Consider the following 16,132-nt stretch of genomic DNA (forward strand, 5'->3'; position numbering starts at 1 on the left):
TTTTGTTTTAGTCCCTTTTTAAATTTCTTTATGGTAAAATAGATATTTACCAGATAATGAAAATTTCGGGGTTTTTTCATGAAAAATAGCAAAAATTATGCTATAATCTCATAAGAAATTTAAAAAGGGACTAAAATAAAGAGTTTGCGGGACTCTGCGGGGTTACAATCCCCTAAAACCGCTTTTAAAATTCAAATAAATTTTGCTGATGATATTTTTCTTGTTTTTTGTTTATTTGAATTTCTTCATTATTTGAATTTTTATATTTAAATTCTCCATGACTATCTATATCAAAAAGCGTTAAATTGGTTTCGTTATTAACTTTTTCGTTAAAAACTATGCCACCAAGCAAAAGCTCCATTTTATCAAATTGCTTTTCAGTGATGATTAAAGCCCTTACATTTCCATAAGGTGGCAAAATCTTTTTTACATTTTCAATAGAACTTTTTGCAGAACTTAAACCCTTGCAAATACGCATATAAACACTAAATTGCAGCATAAAATAACCTAATTTTATAAGATTATTTCTAAATTTACTTGCTAGTTTTTGCTCTTTTTTACTTTTAGTTGGCACATCAAACATCAAAAGCACACGCATAAATTTATCTTCAATCATCAAATTTCACTATCTTTAGTTCATCTTCATACAATAAAGCATTTTTAAAATTTGCCACATAATGATTTATCGCTCTGTTTAAAGGATAATTTTGCCCATCAAAATTGATTTTACTTTGTAAATTGCCAATCAACGCTCTTTTGTCATCTTTGCTTAAAAACTCACTTTCACCCTTAAGCTTTAAAACACAATCATCAACACTAGCCCTAAACACTTCTATCAAATCATCACAAAGCGCAAAAGAATTATAAATATTATCGTGCTTTATGCCAAGCCAAGGCAAAAGCCCACTTATGCAAACTGCTCTAATAATACAAGCCCTAATGATTGCATAGCCATAATTTAAAGCAGAATTTTCAAAGCAAAGCTCATCTCTTGAAAAAGAAGTACCAAACAAAGTTTTAAAATAAAGCGCCGCCGCAACAGCTTCAATATTTTTACTATCATTTAAGCTTACTTTTTTAGCCAAATTTATAAGCTCATTGCTTTGCTCTATTTTATTGTGTTTTTTTAAGATAAAGGCTTGATTTAGGATTTTATTTTTAATGATTTTTTGCCATAAAATAGCCTTTTTTTGAGCACTTACATTCATTTGCTCTTTTGCGATTTTTGCACTTTGAAAATGCCCTAAAAAAGGAGTAAAAACGCCATTTATACTATGAGTTTCATCGCAGGTTAATAAGATAATTTTATACTTTGCAAAGGCATTAAAAAGTGCGGAACTAATGCTTATTTGTAAGCTTTCTAAAACGATGATATTTATATCTTTTAAAAACAATTTGGCTATATTTTCATCTTGCTTAATCACAAGATGATTTAGCTCTAAATTTAGCTTGGCATTAGAGCTAATAAGCAGTGTTTTAAAAGCTTCATCGTAACTCATTTTTTAAAATCTTCTCTTTGTCTAAACTCAGCCTTTGTAACTTCCCCAAGTGCTGAAACTATGTATTTTTCAAATACTTTTAGATTTTGAATTCCTATGCTTTTTGCGATTACTTCTTTTTCATTTGCATTTTTAAACAATATTTTTTGATTTTTGCTTAGCGTTTCAAATTTATTATCGTGTTTTGAAACAATCAAACTAACAGTAGAGCTTGTAAAAGCATTATAATAAACAAATTCTGGCTCTTGCATATCTTTAGTTTGAATTAAAATCAAACTATCTTTGTATAAAGAAAAGCAAAACTCATAATTTTCATCCATTAAAATCCAGTCTTTTATCTCACCTTTTTTACTTCGTGCTACAGCTTTATTTGGTAATACTTTTAAAGCAAAATCCATAGTATAAATTGGCACAGCATAAAATTTATTTGTCTTTTTGTGTTTAAAAATATCCACTCTAAACATATCGCCATTTTTAACTATTTTACCATTTACTTTGCGGATTTTACCAAGCTCTAGGGCTTTTAAAACTCCTTCTTTTCCGCCGTATGATTGATAGAATTCTTCTTCTTTTCTAAATGTTTCTTCATGTAAAGCTCCACTTGGCTTTTTTCTCTCAGGTTTTGAGACAAAAATTTCATCAATTTTATCTAAAACCTTTTGCCTAAAACCACTAAAAGGCTCAAAAAACTTCCTTTTGTTTTTATAATCTAATTCACTAATTTTTTTTGCATAAAGTTCTGCACTGTTGCTTTCTTGCTCTTTTTTAAAATCTGAAAAAGCCTTTACGATAGAGTTGTTTGCATAAGCAATAATTACTGCATCGATGGCGTGATGAAGATGGTTATTTCTATCCTTAGTGCTAAAGCCCCAAGTGTGTCTTAAAGCCGATGTAAGCATACCGCTTTTTGCTTCTACATGCACTTTTGAGCCTTTTTGTGTGTCGTTTAACTTTGTATTTTCATCATCGCTTAAAGGTAAAAAATCTAAATAATCTTTAGTGTAGTTTAAAACAAGCCTTGCGATGTAGCGAGTATCGTTTAGATTTCTATCTTTAAAGTCTTTTTGCTCTTTGTCTTTGTAATTTTTATCTAAAATTCTTTTTTGCTTTTTAGTAGGTAAATTTTTTGCTAAAACTTCAATTTTCTGCCATTTTGCACTATCATTGCCAAAGGCTTCAAAGGGGGTTTTATTAAGTTTTTCTTGATTTTGCTTGGTAAAAACTAAAACTTTATTCATATAAGAATCATCAAAACTTCTAGAATAAGGGTAAATGTGATCAATTTCAAGCATTTTTTCATCTTGCAAATCACTAATTTTAATCTTTTCTCCACTATAAGCACAAAATTCTTTTTGTTCTTTAAATAATCTTAATTTTAAAATATTTTTGCTATTTATTTTTAAGCCTAGTTTTTCACATTCAAGTTCGGCGTCTTTTTTGGCCTTGTAGTTTTCGTTTTGCTCTTTTTCTATTTTAGCTCTTTGGCTGTGATTTTTACCTACTTCTCTTGCTAATTCAATGTTTATTTTATGCACTTTACCGTATTTTTTAAGTAAGGCATTTAAGACCTTTCTATATTCTTTAATCGCCCTTAAAACCACAGGATTAGTTACTTCATCTTTGTAATAAGTTTCATTAAATGCGGGTAAAAAGTCTTTTTTATCTTCATTGATTGCTACTTTTAAATTAAGCTCATTGCAAGCTTCATCGTATTTTTTACCTTCAAGCATTAAAGGAGTGATAAGTTTTAAGGCTTTAAAACTTATATTTAAATGGTCTTTAAATTCCAATTTGCTTAAACTATCAATTTGATTTTGATTTAAATCATATTTTGCTAAAGCCTTTTTAAGTTTAATCTCATCTTTTATAAGGGTAATATCTTTTGCTATTTCATTTAAATCATCTTGGCTTAAATTATGCTCACCTAGGGCTTTTATAAATTCTTTGTATTTTTTAAACTCAATAAAATAAGTTCCTTTTTCTCCTTTAAATTCATAATCATCGCTTAAGCCCAAAAGCTTTTTTGTTTGTTTATAAGTTAGAGTGCCGTTTTTTAAAACTTCATTTAAAAGGGCGTTTAAATCATCTTTTGTATATAAAATTCCTTCAGTATTTTTAAGATTGTTTAAAAGATTGATAATTCTTGTAAGTGCTACAAACATAAAAGCTAAGGGCGAATTTTTTGGCGCTCTTTTTTCATCGGTAAAAAAACTACAATTTCCCACCAAATGAGAAAAATCTTTTAAAGCCCTTTTATAAAATGCTACACTAAGCACCTCTTCTTCAAATTTTTTTGAAAAAGAAAAGCCAAATTCTCTTTGTTTTTTAAAAATAAGCTTTAATTCATCTTTTAAAAAACTTTGCGCTATGCAGCGTTCATAACTTTCTTTTTTATTTCTAACATTTGTAAATTCTTTGGAATTTTCTTTGAATTTTTGAAAATACTCTTTATAAAGATACTCGCCCACACTTTGATAATTTGCTAGTTTTTCTTCATTTTGCTTGATAGCTTTTAAAATCGCACCTTTTTCTTTATCATCACTATTTTTAATATCATCATAGCCACGCCTTTTTGCAATATGTAAAATCACTCTTGCAAAATCTTGCTTACTTAAAAGCTCGTTTAAAGCTCTAAATCTTAACTCATAAGGGCTAATTAAAGATCCTTTATAAGCCTTGGCTAAACTTTCATCAAAGCTTTGATAATCTTCGTAATTTAACTTAAATTCATTTGCGATTAAATGTTTTAAGTGATTTAGCCTTGCTTTGCGTCTAGCAAGGCGTTTTCTAGCACTTCTTGCAAGGCGTCTTGGCAAGGCTAAGGATTCTCCTGTTTTGGGATTTTCAACCTTTGTAAAAATCCTAACTCCACAATCTTTTAACTCATCATTTTCACTAAATGCCCAGCCAATAGAGCTTATTCCTATATCAAATGCCAAAATTCTTACCACACTAGATCCTTTTTAATATTTATGATTTGTGTATAATTATAATACAAAAATCATTTTTTTAAACAAACATAAACTTTTCAGTAACCAAACTATACATATTATTAATTTTATAATGCAAAAAATAAGTAAAATTTTAAATGAAAAATATTTATTAGTTAAATTTTAGCTAAAATAAAAGCTAATAATAACTTTAGGAGAAATCATGCCAATTTTTATGATATGTTCTACACTTTTAGCGGTAATTGTCGTTGCTTATTATATACTAAAATATAATCTCATTTTTGTATTTTTCTTTCAAATATTATCTTGCTTATTTTTGCTTTTTACATCACAGGAACACCTATACCAAAAGCCCCAAGCAGAGAGCATACAAGCTTTTTAAATGTTTTACTTGATAGTTATCTTTTATCACAGCGATTTTTAAAAGTCAGCTTTCTGGAGTAGGGTTTATTATCATGAGTGTGGCAGGCTTTACTGCTTACATGAAACATATCAATGCTTCGGCAAAACTTGCTTTTTTAGCAAATAAACCCTCAGGAAAAATCAAAAAATAAATACTTAATTTTAAGTGGAACTTTTGTTGTTGGAATGGCTTTAAAAATCGTCATTTCTAGCTATGCTGGATTGCTTTTGTTAGCATGTATTTATCCTGTTTTAATCTCACTTAAAATCCGTCCTATTACAGCTGTATGTGTGCTTTCTTTAATTGCGCTTGATTATGGTCCAAAAGATGGAAATTCAATCAATATGGCGGATATGGTAGGACAAAGTGATAATGTCGTAGGACTTTCTTTAAATTATCAAATTTATAGTGTGATTACTTATGTTGTAGTTAATTGCCATCTTGATTCCTTTTTATTCTACTTGGATTGATAAAAGAGATAAAGAAAAAGGTGTTTTAAATGATGAAGTTGAAATTCCGCAAATCATTGATCCTAAATGCCCTACTTTTTTACATACTCTTTCCTTGGTTACCTGTTGTATTTTTATTTATACCGTATTTTTTTACTATCAAGCTCGATGTTGTAACAGCAAATTTTGTAAGCATTTCTTTAGTTTTTCTTGTTGAATTTGCAAGACACAGAAATGCTAGAAAATTAGGCGAAGATATGATGGTGATTTTAAAAGCTATGGCTGAAATTTTTATCTCAGTCGTAAGCATAATCATCGCCGCTGGAGTATTTGCTGAAGGCATTAAAGCACTTGGTGGAGTTAATATCCTTGCTAACGCGGTTTCAAATCTTGGAACAGGAAATTTTGCATGGTTTGGAATTCTTTTGAGTATAGCTATTTTAAGCTTTTTAGTTTATTTTGCCACAGTGATTATGGGAAGTGGAATTGCCGCTTTTAATACTTTTGGAAAACTAGCTCCTGATATAGCTACAAAATTAGGCGTTGCACCTATTACTCTAGTTTTACCTATAGAAATTGCATCTTGTTTAGGTCGTGCAGCTTCACCAATAGCAGGCGGAATCATAGCTTTAGCTGGATTTGCAAAAGTAGCTCCAATGGATATTATAAAACGAACCACTCCTCTTTTACTTATCGCTATGCTTGTAAATGTACTTGTAGCCTTTTATCTAGCACAAACCAATCCTTTGCCAAAAGAACAAAACACTACAAAAATAGAACTTAAAATACAAAAATAAAGCGTATTAACGCTTTATTTTCATTCTAAAACAATACCTTCATTAATGCAAATTTCGCCGATAATAAAGGCATCTGAATTTTCTAAAATCTTACTTACATTAGAAGGATCTACAACCATTACTAAACCCACTCCCATGTTAAAGCTTCTATACATTTCGCTTTCTTCTACAGCCTGTCCTATAGTATAAAAAATTTCAGGAGTTTTAAGATGATGTTTGCGTATAGTTGCACCCATACCACGAGGTAAAACGCGTGGTAAATTTTCTACTAAACCACCCCCTGTAATATGTGCTAGAGCACTGATATAAGGCTTTAGTGTAAGAAAATCACGCACATAAATCCTTGTAGGTTCTAACAAAATATCAATTAAATTTTTACCCTCTATCTTGTCATCAAATTTTAATTTTAAACTTTCAAAAAGTACTTTTCTAGCTAAAGAATAACCATTTGAATGAAGTCCTGAACTAGAAAGTGCCAATAAAATATCACCATTTTTAACAAATTTACTTCTATCAATCTCATCTTCTTCAGCCATACCCACTGCAAAACCCGCAAGATCAAAATCATCTTTTGCATACATTCCAGGCATTTCAGCAGTTTCTCCGCCAATTAATGCACAATTTGCCATCTTACATCCCTTGGCAATGCCTGATACAACAGCCTTTGCTACTTCTACTTCGAGCTTGGCTGTAGCATAATAATCTAGGAAAAACAAAGGCGTAGCAAAATTACAAATCAAATCATTCACGCACATTGCTACTAAATCTTGCCCTATAGTATCATATTTTTTAGCATCAATTGCCAAGCGAAGCTTGGTACCAACCCCATCTGTTGCACCTAAAATCACAGGCTTTTTAAAACCACTTGGCATTCTAAAAGCACCAGCAAAAGAACCAATTCCACCTACAACATTATCATTAAAAGTTTCTTTAACCAAAGGTTTTATAGCCTCTACAAAGGTATTTCCATTATCTATACTTACGCCTGCATCTTCATATGAAATTTTCATTTATTTTCCTTTAAGAACTAAAAAGGTATTTTAACGAAAAAAGTTTTAATAAGGCATAAGATGAAAAATGCTTTTTTTGTAACCGCTTCAATTGCTTGTGGTAAAAGCACTTTTATAGAAATAGCGAATTCTTTAGGCTTTAAAAGCATTAGCGCAGACAAAATCGCTCATAAAATTTTAGATGAAAATGCTTTAGAACTTGAAAAGATTTTTTCTCCCTTTAGTTTAAAAAATTTACTCAAAAAAGAAAAGAAAATCGATAGAAAAATCCTTGGAGAAATTGTTTTTAACAATAAAGAAGCTAAAAAAATCTTAGAAAATTTCACTCATCCTAAAATTCGAGCTAAAATTTTAGAACAAATGCAAATTCTAGATAAAGAAAATAAAGCTTTTTTTGTAGAAATTCCTCTTTTTTTTGAAAGCGGTGCTTATGAAAATTTAGGCAAAGTCATTGTAATTTACACACCTAAAGAATTAAGCCTTAAAAGAATCATGCAAAGAGATAAGCTTAGCTTAGAAGCTGCAAAAGCAAGACTTGATTCTCAAATAGATATTGAAGAAAAACTTAAAAAAGCAGATTTTATCATTAAAAATACTAATTCTTATGCCGATTTTAGGCAAGAATGTGTTAAAGTAATACAAGAAATTTCTAAAGGAAACATGTGAAATTTTATAAATATTGTGCAAGTGGGAATGATTTTGTCATAACAAATGCTGATAGAAAAGAAGATAGAAGTGCTTTAGCTAAAGAACTTTGTAATCGTTATGAGGGTATAGGTGCGGATGGCTTTATCGTAATATTGCCTCATGAAAAATACGACTTTGAATGGGAATTTTATAATAACGATGGCTCAAGGGCTGCTATGTGTGGCAATGGCTCAAGGGCTGCGGCACATTTTGCACATCATATTAACAAAATAAATCCTAACATGAGTTTTTTAACCGGTGCAGGAATAATAAAAGCAAAGGTAAATCAAGATAAAGTTGAAGTATCTTTAGGCAAAATAAAAAGCGTGCAAAATACTTTTGAAGAATTAGGAAAAACTTGGCAACTTTGCAACACTGGAGTTCCACATCTAGTACATTTTTGTCAAAATTTAGATGAATTTGATACAATGCTTTGTCAAAAAATGAGACAAAAATATAATGCCAATGTTAATTTTGTAAAAATTTTAGATGAAAATCATTTAAAAGTTCGCACCTATGAACGCGGAGTTGAAGATGAAACCTTAGCTTGTGGCACAGGAATGGGGGCTTGTTTTTATCTGGCATTTTTAAATAAAAAAGTACAAAATAAAGTTAAAATAACTCCTAAAAGTGGTGAAGAGGTAGGGTTTGCATATAAAAATGAAGAATTGTTTTTTGAAGGAAAGGTAAAGTATTGTTTTGAAGCCAATTATAATTTTTTTTAGTCTTTTTCTAATCCCACTTTTTGCTGATGATCTAAAGAGTGGATTTGGAGAAGAATATTACAAACTTGATATAGATCAAAAAAGACAAATTTTTTTTATAAAAATGAATGAAATGTTTGATCAAAGCTTTAAAAAAATTGAACAAGAAAGAGCTTTTATCGAAGCCTTTTTTAAAGATGCTTACAAAACAGGCTTTAGGACTTCAAACCAAATAAATCTTGAAAAACTTATCACGATAAAAAACAAATATCGCATTGAAAATCTTTATGATTTTGCAGAATATAAAAAACGTATTCAAAAAATTCCAAAATCCATGGGTATAGCCCAAGCTTTAGTTGAAAGTGCTACAGGTACCAGTCGCTTCGCAAGAGAAGCAAACAATCTTTTTGGAGAATGGACTTGGGGTGAGAAAGGTTTAATTCCTGATTTAAGACATCCAGATAAAAAACACAAAATTAAAATTTTTGATAGTCTGCAAGATAGTGTTGACTCTTATGTTTTAAATTTAAATCGTCATTTTGCTTATGAAAAGTTTCGCGATGCAAGAGCTAAATTTGAAAGCGAAGGCAAAGAGATAACAGGGCTAGAGGCTATTAAAACTTTAGATTCTTATTCTGAACGCAAGGGATATTATATCAATCTTATTACAAAAATCATCAAACGATACAACCTTGAAAAATACGATACAAACTCAAACAACACCTAAAATCCAAGTGAAAATTTATCAAAAGATATGACTTCAAATTTAACCCCTTGTTCAAAAAAATTATCCTCGCTTGAAAGAGTGATAAAAATCACATGAAAAATTCCAAGTTCTAAAGCCTTTGGTAAAATTTTCTTAGCACGTAGCTTGATCAAATCAATATCTAAAGTTGGACTTGAAATATAAGCAATTTTAGATATTTGGCTATAAAAGTTAAAGTATTTGTTATAAAAAAATTCTTCTTTAAATTTAAACAACTCGCTTAAAACTAAATTTTCAAATAAATGTGAAAAATCCTTTGAAATACAAAGATTATTTCTTAGGCCAAAATCTTTAAAATAAATCTTTTGAAGTTTTTTTTCATCATGTTTTAAGGTATAAATCACATAAGTATTTTCTAATTTTTTTATAGCTTGATAAACACTATCTTTTGAAGTTTTTAATCTTTTTTTGAGTTCTATAAATATCTTAGAAATACTGATTTGCTGACCCAAATTTAAAGCTAAATACTTTAAAATTTCTAATTCTAAAAGAGTGAAGCTTTGTCTTAGAAGTATGTTTTTTTCTCCAAATTTACTGCGTCCACTTTGCAAAAAAAGACCTACTAAATTATTTATAGGTAAATTTTTCTTACTTACACTAATAAATTCTTCAAAATCAAAATAATCAAGTTCAAGCTCTTCAAACCCATTTACATTTAAATCTTTTATATTTGTACTTAAGATGATGGGAATGTTAATTTTTTCTAAATTAGGGATAAAATCCAAATTATAAAGGCAAAGAATTTTAATTTGTAAATTTTCATTCAGAAAATCAGCAAGTCTTTCTAAACTTTGTTTTTCAAAGCGTGTATCATATAAATCTAAAAACAAAATTTCACTTGCTTTAAATTGAGATAAAAAATTAAAAATAAGTGTTTTTTTACCACAAAATCGTGGGCCTTTTATGATAATATTTGGTTTTGAAATTTGATTTTTTCTTTCATAACTTACTTCAAATTTAGGGTGGTTTTCATAAAAAAAATTAAGTACTTTCAATTTTATCCTTTAAAAAAGGATATTATAACCTAGTTTGTATAATTGGGGCATAAAGCCCCTTAAATTACATTTTGCAAGCACCTTGTAAAGTAGCGCCTATCATCCAAAGACTTTTTTCATATTTTGCGATATTTTCTTGTGCAAAAGCAGCTGTTGTAGTATCACTTTCTTTTTCTGCTGCTTCATTGAGTTTTTTAAATTCTGCTAAAAGATATTCATAATCTTGTTTGATCAGTTCTATGACTTCAAGCGGAGTAAAGCAATCTTTTGCAACTTTTGGACTTTTTGCATTTTCCATTAAAACTTTTTGGCAAGTGATAGCTTTTTCGCCAAGTTGTAAAACTCTTTCAGCACAACTATCAAAAAGTTCTGCCATTTCTTCATAAGCTTTTTCTGTGTACTCGTGTATAGAAAAAAATTGCAAACCTTTTACATTCCAGTGATAATTATGAAATTTAACCCATAAATGATGAGCATCTGCTTGCATTTGTAATAATTGTTTTGTAACTGACATGATTGACTCCTTTTTTTAATTTTTAAAATTATAACATAAAATTCTTAAATAATAATTATTATTATTAATTAAAAATTTTTATTATAATTTTAACTTAAAATCATTATACTCTTTTTTAATGAATTTTGATTAAGAATTTAATATATTTTTTAAGATCAACTTTCCAACTTCCACACCAGGTTGATCATAAGTGTTAATCCCTAGCATAACACCGCAAGTTGAAGTAAAAAGTTCATAATAATACATCAAATATCCCGCATGCCAAGCGTCAAGTTTTTCAAGTTCTATCACATCAACACTCAAATTTTCAGCGATTAAAGCGTGCATAGTTGCATCACATTGAGCGTTTAAAAGTTCGTGAAGATTGACTTTATTACTTAAAGAATCTAAAAATTTAAAATGAATATCAGGGATAATAGGTGCTTTTTGAGCGTCTTTGATTTTTAAAAAAGTTACAGTTTTATTTTTAGGTCCATCCATGATGAGTTGTAAAAAACTATGTTGATCTCTTGCGCCAATGAGTGCAATAGGAGTTAAACCTATGCGTTTATAGCCTTGCTTTTTACCTAAACTTTCAGCAATAAGCTGGATATACCATTCATTAAAGCCTTTAAAAGCATCGCTATATGAAAAAAGTACATTGATATTGGCATTTTTGTGTGTACAATAATGATAGGCTTTTTGTAAAATTTCATCTTTTTTGTGAGTAAAAAAATCTTCAAAACAAGCTTTAGCTCCTTCTAAAAGAGCTTTGGCATTATAGCCACAAAAACAAAGTGGAACTATACCTACGGCTGAAAGTATGCTAAAACGACCTCCTACATTTGCAGGGATAAAAAAGCATTTAATACCTAAATTTTCACCTTCTTGATGAAGTTTTGAATCCTTATCGGTAATAAAAACAAAGTATTTTTTTAATTCTTGCATATCAAGTTTAAAATGTTCAATAAGAAGTTTAAAAAGCGATACAACTTCTATAGTACTACCTGTTTTGCTGATGATTAAAAACAAACTTTCTTCAAGCTTGATTTTTTCTAAAGTCTTATTAAAAGAATGCGAGCTTGTGTTATCGAGTATAAAAAGCTCTCTTTGGTTGCTTTTTTCATTAAAAAGCATATCACGCAAGGCTTTTACACCACAACTTGAACCTCCCATTCCCACTAAAACGATATTTTTTACATACTCTTTATCTTGAATAAATTGCAAGCTCTCATCGATTAAATTCAAACTTGTGTCAATAAGATGATAATACCCTATATCTCCACTTTTTACCTCATCATTAATACGATTTGCATAAGAACTTATAGTGTGAATTTCACTTTGTTTAAAAAAAAGCGTATTGTTTAACATTTACTTTTCTCGTAAAAATAATTTGTCGCCTCTACAAAGCCTTCTACACTTCCACAATCAAAGCGTTTCCCTTGAAATTTATAAGCTAAAACCATACCATTGGTTGCTTGAGTTAAAAGCGCGTCGGTAAGTTGAATTTCACCATTTTTTCCTGCTTTAGTATTTTCTAAAATTCCAAAAATATCAGGAGTTAAAATATATCTTCCTATGATAGCAAGATTACTTGGAGCTTCATCAGGACTTGGTTTTTCTATCATAGAATTAACCATGATAAGATTTTCTTCTACAAAATTTCCAGAAATTACTCCATAGTTTGAAACTTGCTCTTTTGGTACTTCCATCACAGCTATGATGGTGCAGCGATATTTTTCATAAATTTTTACCATTTGAGCCATAACATTTAAGCCTTCTTCATTAACACACAAATCATCAGCCAAAATTACGCCAAAAGCTTCATCGCCAACCAAAGGTCTACCTTTTAAAACCGCATCACCTAAGCCTTTCATTTGATTTTGTCTTGTAAAAGTAAAGGTACAACGATTGATCAAAGAGCGAATTTCATCAAGTAAGTATTCTTTTTTTGTACCTGAAATTTGATGTTCAAGTTCATAAGAAATATCAAAATAATCCTCCAAAGCTCTTTTTCCACGCCCTGTGACAAATCCCATATTTTCCATTCCTGCTTCTAAAGCTTCATCAACTCCATAATGGATCAAAGGCTTGGTTAAGATAGGTAACATCTCTTTAGGTAAAGTTTTTGTTGCAGGTAAAAATCTCGTCCCATAACCTGCCGCAGGGAAAATACAAGTTTGAAGCATAAAAATTTCCTTTTATTTTTTTATCATTATAGCTTATTTTTATGAATTTTCATGCAACAAGGCAAAGTTCTTTTTGCCTTGTTATTCAAACTCTGCCTTAGCTAATTTAACAATGGTTTCTACTACTTTAGAATCTTCAAGTGTTGAAATATCCTGTTTGATTTCTTCGCCTCTTGCTATAGTTCTTAAAATTCTTCTCATTATTTTACCACTTCTAGTTTTTGGCAAACCTGGAGTATAAAGAATTTTTTCTATTTTAGCTATAGGTCCTATTTCTACTCTTAAAATGTCATTAAGTTCTTTTAAAGTTTCTATAGCTCCGCCAAGATCACAACTGGATGCAGGACTTAAAACCACAAAAGCAAACAATGACTCGCCCTTAATCGTATCCAAAATACTCACTACAGCTGATTCTGCTACACTTGGATGTTTAGCAATAGCGCTTTCAATTTCAGCCGTTCCTATACGATGTCCTGCAACATTAACCACATCATCTGTTCTTCCTGTGATGGTAATATAACCATTTTTATCATAAAAAGCACCATCGCCACTAAAATATACAGCTTTTCCATCTTTTTTAGCTTGAGAAAAATAACTTTCTATATAGCGTTCATCATTGCCCCAAATTCCACGAATCATCGAAGGCCAAGGTTTAGTTATACAAAGCAACCCATCTTCACCTTCATCTTTTTTATTGCCTTCTTCATCAATAACTTCCGCAAAAATCCCTGGCAAAGGCAAGGTGGCACAACCTGGTTTTAAAGGAGTGGCGCCTGGTAAAGGCGTGATCATATGCCCACCTGTTTCTGTTTGCCACCAAGTATCGACTATAGGACTTTTAGTTCCCCCTATTTCATCATAAAACCACTTCCAAGCACTAGGATTGATAGGCTCTCCAACCGTTCCAAGCACTTCAAGCGTACTTAAATCATATTTTCTTGGCTCATTAGGTGCATCAGCATGAAGCATTCTTATGGCAGTTGGCGAAGTGTAGAATTTGCTTATTTGATACTCTTCTATCATTCTCCACCAACGCCCAGAATTTGGATAAGTAGGAGTTCCTTCATGCATTATAGTCGTTGCCCCACATGCTAAAGGCCCATAAACTACATAAGTATGTCCTGTAATCCAACCCACATCAGCACTACACCAATAATTATCATAATCTTTAATATCAAAAACCCATTCCATAGTCATTTGTGCCCAAAGTATATATCCTGCACTTGCATGCATAACTCCTTTTGGCTTGCCCGTTGATCCTGAAGTGTAAAGCAAAAACAACAAATCCTCACTATCCATAATTTCGGGTTCACACTTATAAGACTCATTTTTCACAAGTTCGTTATAAACATAGTCCCTTCCTTTAATATATTCTATAGGCTCATTATTGCGTATAACTATAAGTACTTTTTCTACACTTTCACACCCTTCACTTAAAGCCTTATCTACTGCAGGTTTTAACATATAAGGTTTGCCACGACGAAAAGCACCATCAGCCGTTACTACAAGTTTAGCTCCTGCATCTATAATTCTATCTCTTAAGGCTTCAGGAGAAAACCCTCCAAATACTACACTATGAATAGCCCCAATCCTTGCACAAGCTAACATTACTATAGCTGTTTCTGGAATCATAGGCATATAAATTACAACCCTATCGCCTTTTTTTACTCCGAATTTTTTAAGCAAATTGGCCGCCTTGCAAGTTTCATGCAATAATCTTCTATAAGTATAAACTTCATAATCCCCCATTTCACCTTCAAAAATCAAAGCAGCTTTATTGCGTCTTGTTTTCATATGACGATCAAGACATTGATAACTTACATTTAAAGTTCCACCTTCAAACCATTTATAAAATGGAGCTTTATCCTCATTTAGCACTCTTGAAAAAGGCGAAAACCACTCAATCTTCTCAAATGCTTGTCTTTTCCAAAAACCTTCAAAATCTTCCTTGGCTTCATCGCATAAATCATAGTATTCACATAAATTTTTTATACGAGCATTACGAGAAAATTCTTTACTTGGCTTAAAAAGCTCTTGATTATTTTGATTAAGCATAAAAACTCCTTTATGGTTGTTTTTAAACATTATATAAGAGTTTATTTGTATTAAATACAAATTTAAAAAATAATTAAGATAAATTTTATAAAAAATGGGAATATTTGTAATATTTTATTTAAATTTTATAATGTATGTTAATTTAAGAAACATATTGCATCTTCATAAAAATAAAGACTAAGTTCTTCGTATAATTTTAAATCGAATCTTAAAAATTCTTGTTTTTCCAAGGCAAATTCTAAAATTTTATCCATACAACTTACCCTTATAAAAACATCACTTTTCCTACTTCTAAGTGCTATAATATAACATTTTTCTAAAATAAAATCATAATTATTTTTTGGAATATTTTTAGAATTAAAAAAAGAAATTTTATAAGGATCAATAGCAATTTTGCTTGGAGGTTTTTTAAAATCTTTATATTTTTTACAATTACTAAAATCTATAAAATTACAAAATTTCACACCTTGATTTTCTAGTTCAAAAACATTAGTATTTTCAAATTCTAAAATTTCTCCACTGTGCAAATAAAGTTTTTTTTGCGCCAAAGAATCTAAAAAATGTTTATCATGACTTGCGATTAAAAAACCTGTATTGAAATTTTCATGCATTTTAAGAATAGTTTTTTTAAATAAAAGTGTAGTATTTTTATCCAAAAAAGCACTTGGTTCATCAAGTAAATAATACTTCGCTCTTACGCTTAAAGCTATAGCAAAAGCTATTTTTTGACTTTGTCCTGATGAAAGTTCATTAGGATGTTTACTTAAAAAACTTTCATCTAAATTTAAAAACATCAAACTTTCTTTTATGCGTTCTTCAATATCTTCTTTAATCCCATAAGTTTTTAAGGTAAATAAAAAATTTGCCCTTACACTACGATTTAACAAAATAGGCTCTGGAAAAAGCAAATAAATTTCACGCTTTTGCTTATTATTAGGTTTAAAATTTCCAAAATAAGAAATATTTTTTGAAAAATCTCCTTCTAAAAATTTTAATATTCTTAAAAATGTAGATTTTCCACTTCCATTCGCTCCCATTAAGATGCTAATTTTACTTGTATCAAGTTTTAAATTTTTGATTTTTAAAACTTCTTTGTTTTGATAGTTGAAAAAAAGATTAGAAATTTCTATCATT

13 protein-coding genes, 1 pseudogene and 1 CRISPR repeat array (1 of these 15 running past the window's edge) are annotated in these 16,132 nt (G+C 30.0%); of the genes and pseudogenes, 4 read left to right on the forward strand and 10 right to left on the reverse strand.

Annotated features, from left to right (window positions below; all coding sequences use genetic code 11):
* Nucleotides 1-41: a CRISPR direct-repeat array (repeat unit 37 nt); it begins 260 nt to the left of the window's first position.
* Between the two features lie 143 nt (nucleotides 42-184).
* Genes cas2 through cas9 form a run of 3 tightly spaced genes read right to left on the reverse strand, consistent with a single transcriptional unit; the run spans nucleotide 185 to nucleotide 4,450 of the window.
* Entirely contained in the window at nucleotides 185-616 is a 432-nt protein-coding gene (cas2, locus tag FBF02_RS07425) for a CRISPR-associated endonuclease Cas2 (RefSeq protein WP_002797817.1), read from the reverse strand.
* Nucleotides 609-1,499, reverse strand: coding sequence for a type II CRISPR-associated endonuclease Cas1 (cas1, locus tag FBF02_RS07430; RefSeq protein ID WP_002797819.1), 891 nt, complete (start codon nucleotides 1,497-1,499; stop codon nucleotides 609-611). Before cas1 ends, cas2 begins: the two co-directional genes overlap by 8 nt.
* A complete protein-coding gene (gene cas9 / locus FBF02_RS07435; RefSeq protein WP_002858341.1) occupies nucleotides 1,496-4,450 on the reverse strand; it encodes a type II CRISPR RNA-guided endonuclease Cas9 in 2,955 nt (984 codons plus the stop codon). The genes cas1 and cas9 overlap by 4 nt, the downstream gene beginning before the upstream one ends.
* Before the next feature lie 202 nt (nucleotides 4,451-4,652).
* Between cas9 and dcuC the strand changes: the two are divergent.
* Nucleotides 4,653-6,099, forward strand: a pseudogene (gene dcuC / locus FBF02_RS07440) (C4-dicarboxylate transporter DcuC).
* Nucleotides 6,100-6,119: 20 nt separating this feature from the next.
* Here the strand turns inward: dcuC and purM are convergent.
* Nucleotides 6,120-7,109 (reverse strand): phosphoribosylformylglycinamidine cyclo-ligase, encoded by a 990-nt coding sequence (gene purM / locus FBF02_RS07445; RefSeq protein ID WP_002851320.1) that lies wholly within the window; start codon nucleotides 7,107-7,109, stop codon nucleotides 6,120-6,122.
* Nucleotides 7,110-7,169: 60 nt separating this feature from the next.
* Here purM and coaE point away from each other — a divergent pair, with 60 nt between their 5' ends.
* Genes coaE through FBF02_RS07460 form a run of 3 tightly spaced genes read left to right on the forward strand, consistent with a single transcriptional unit; the run spans nucleotide 7,170 to nucleotide 9,227 of the window.
* A complete protein-coding gene (gene coaE, locus FBF02_RS07450; RefSeq protein WP_002851523.1) occupies nucleotides 7,170-7,775 on the forward strand; it encodes a dephospho-CoA kinase in 606 nt (201 codons plus the stop codon).
* Nucleotides 7,772-8,521, forward strand: coding sequence for a diaminopimelate epimerase (gene dapF, locus FBF02_RS07455; protein WP_002851173.1), 750 nt, complete (start codon nucleotides 7,772-7,774; stop codon nucleotides 8,519-8,521). Before coaE ends, dapF begins: the two co-directional genes overlap by 4 nt.
* On the forward strand, nucleotides 8,496-9,227 hold the full coding sequence (locus FBF02_RS07460; RefSeq protein WP_002851407.1) for a glucosaminidase domain-containing protein: 732 nt from the start codon (nucleotides 8,496-8,498) through the stop codon (nucleotides 9,225-9,227). The genes dapF and FBF02_RS07460 overlap by 26 nt, the downstream gene beginning before the upstream one ends.
* Here the strand turns inward: FBF02_RS07460 and FBF02_RS07465 are convergent.
* From FBF02_RS07465 to tupC, 6 genes are all read right to left on the reverse strand, one after another.
* Nucleotides 9,224-10,261 carry an ATP-binding protein gene (locus FBF02_RS07465; RefSeq protein ID WP_002851155.1) on the reverse strand — a complete coding sequence of 346 codons (1,038 nt, stop codon included), beginning with the start codon at nucleotides 10,259-10,261 and terminating at the stop codon, nucleotides 9,224-9,226. The genes FBF02_RS07460 and FBF02_RS07465 overlap by 4 nt on opposite strands.
* A 64-nt stretch (nucleotides 10,262-10,325) precedes the next feature.
* Nucleotides 10,326-10,775 carry a Dps family protein gene (locus tag FBF02_RS07470; RefSeq protein WP_002851546.1) on the reverse strand — a complete coding sequence of 150 codons (450 nt, stop codon included), beginning with the start codon at nucleotides 10,773-10,775 and terminating at the stop codon, nucleotides 10,326-10,328.
* 129 nt (nucleotides 10,776-10,904) lie between these two features.
* The gene (locus FBF02_RS07475) at nucleotides 10,905-12,125 is read right to left on the reverse strand and encodes a glucose-6-phosphate isomerase (protein WP_002855462.1); all 1,221 of its coding nucleotides are present in this window, start codon (nucleotides 12,123-12,125) and stop codon (nucleotides 10,905-10,907) included.
* Entirely contained in the window at nucleotides 12,119-12,943 is an 825-nt protein-coding gene (gene galU, locus FBF02_RS07480; RefSeq protein WP_002851421.1) for a UTP--glucose-1-phosphate uridylyltransferase GalU, read from the reverse strand. The genes FBF02_RS07475 and galU overlap by 7 nt, the downstream gene beginning before the upstream one ends.
* 81 nt (nucleotides 12,944-13,024) lie before the next feature.
* On the reverse strand, nucleotides 13,025-14,998 hold the full coding sequence (gene acs, locus FBF02_RS07485) for an acetate--CoA ligase (protein WP_002851288.1): 1,974 nt from the start codon (nucleotides 14,996-14,998) through the stop codon (nucleotides 13,025-13,027).
* A gap of 137 nt (nucleotides 14,999-15,135) precedes the next feature.
* Nucleotides 15,136-16,131, reverse strand: a complete 996-nt coding sequence (gene tupC, locus FBF02_RS07490) for a tungstate ABC transporter ATP-binding protein TupC (RefSeq protein WP_002851507.1) — start codon at nucleotides 16,129-16,131, stop codon at nucleotides 15,136-15,138.
* Between the last annotated feature and the right edge of the window lies 1 nt (nucleotide 16,132).

The organism is Campylobacter sp. CFSAN093226 (assembly GCF_012897595.1).
In the GTDB taxonomy this organism is placed as follows: Bacteria; Campylobacterota; Campylobacteria; order Campylobacterales; family Campylobacteraceae; genus Campylobacter_D; species Campylobacter_D jejuni.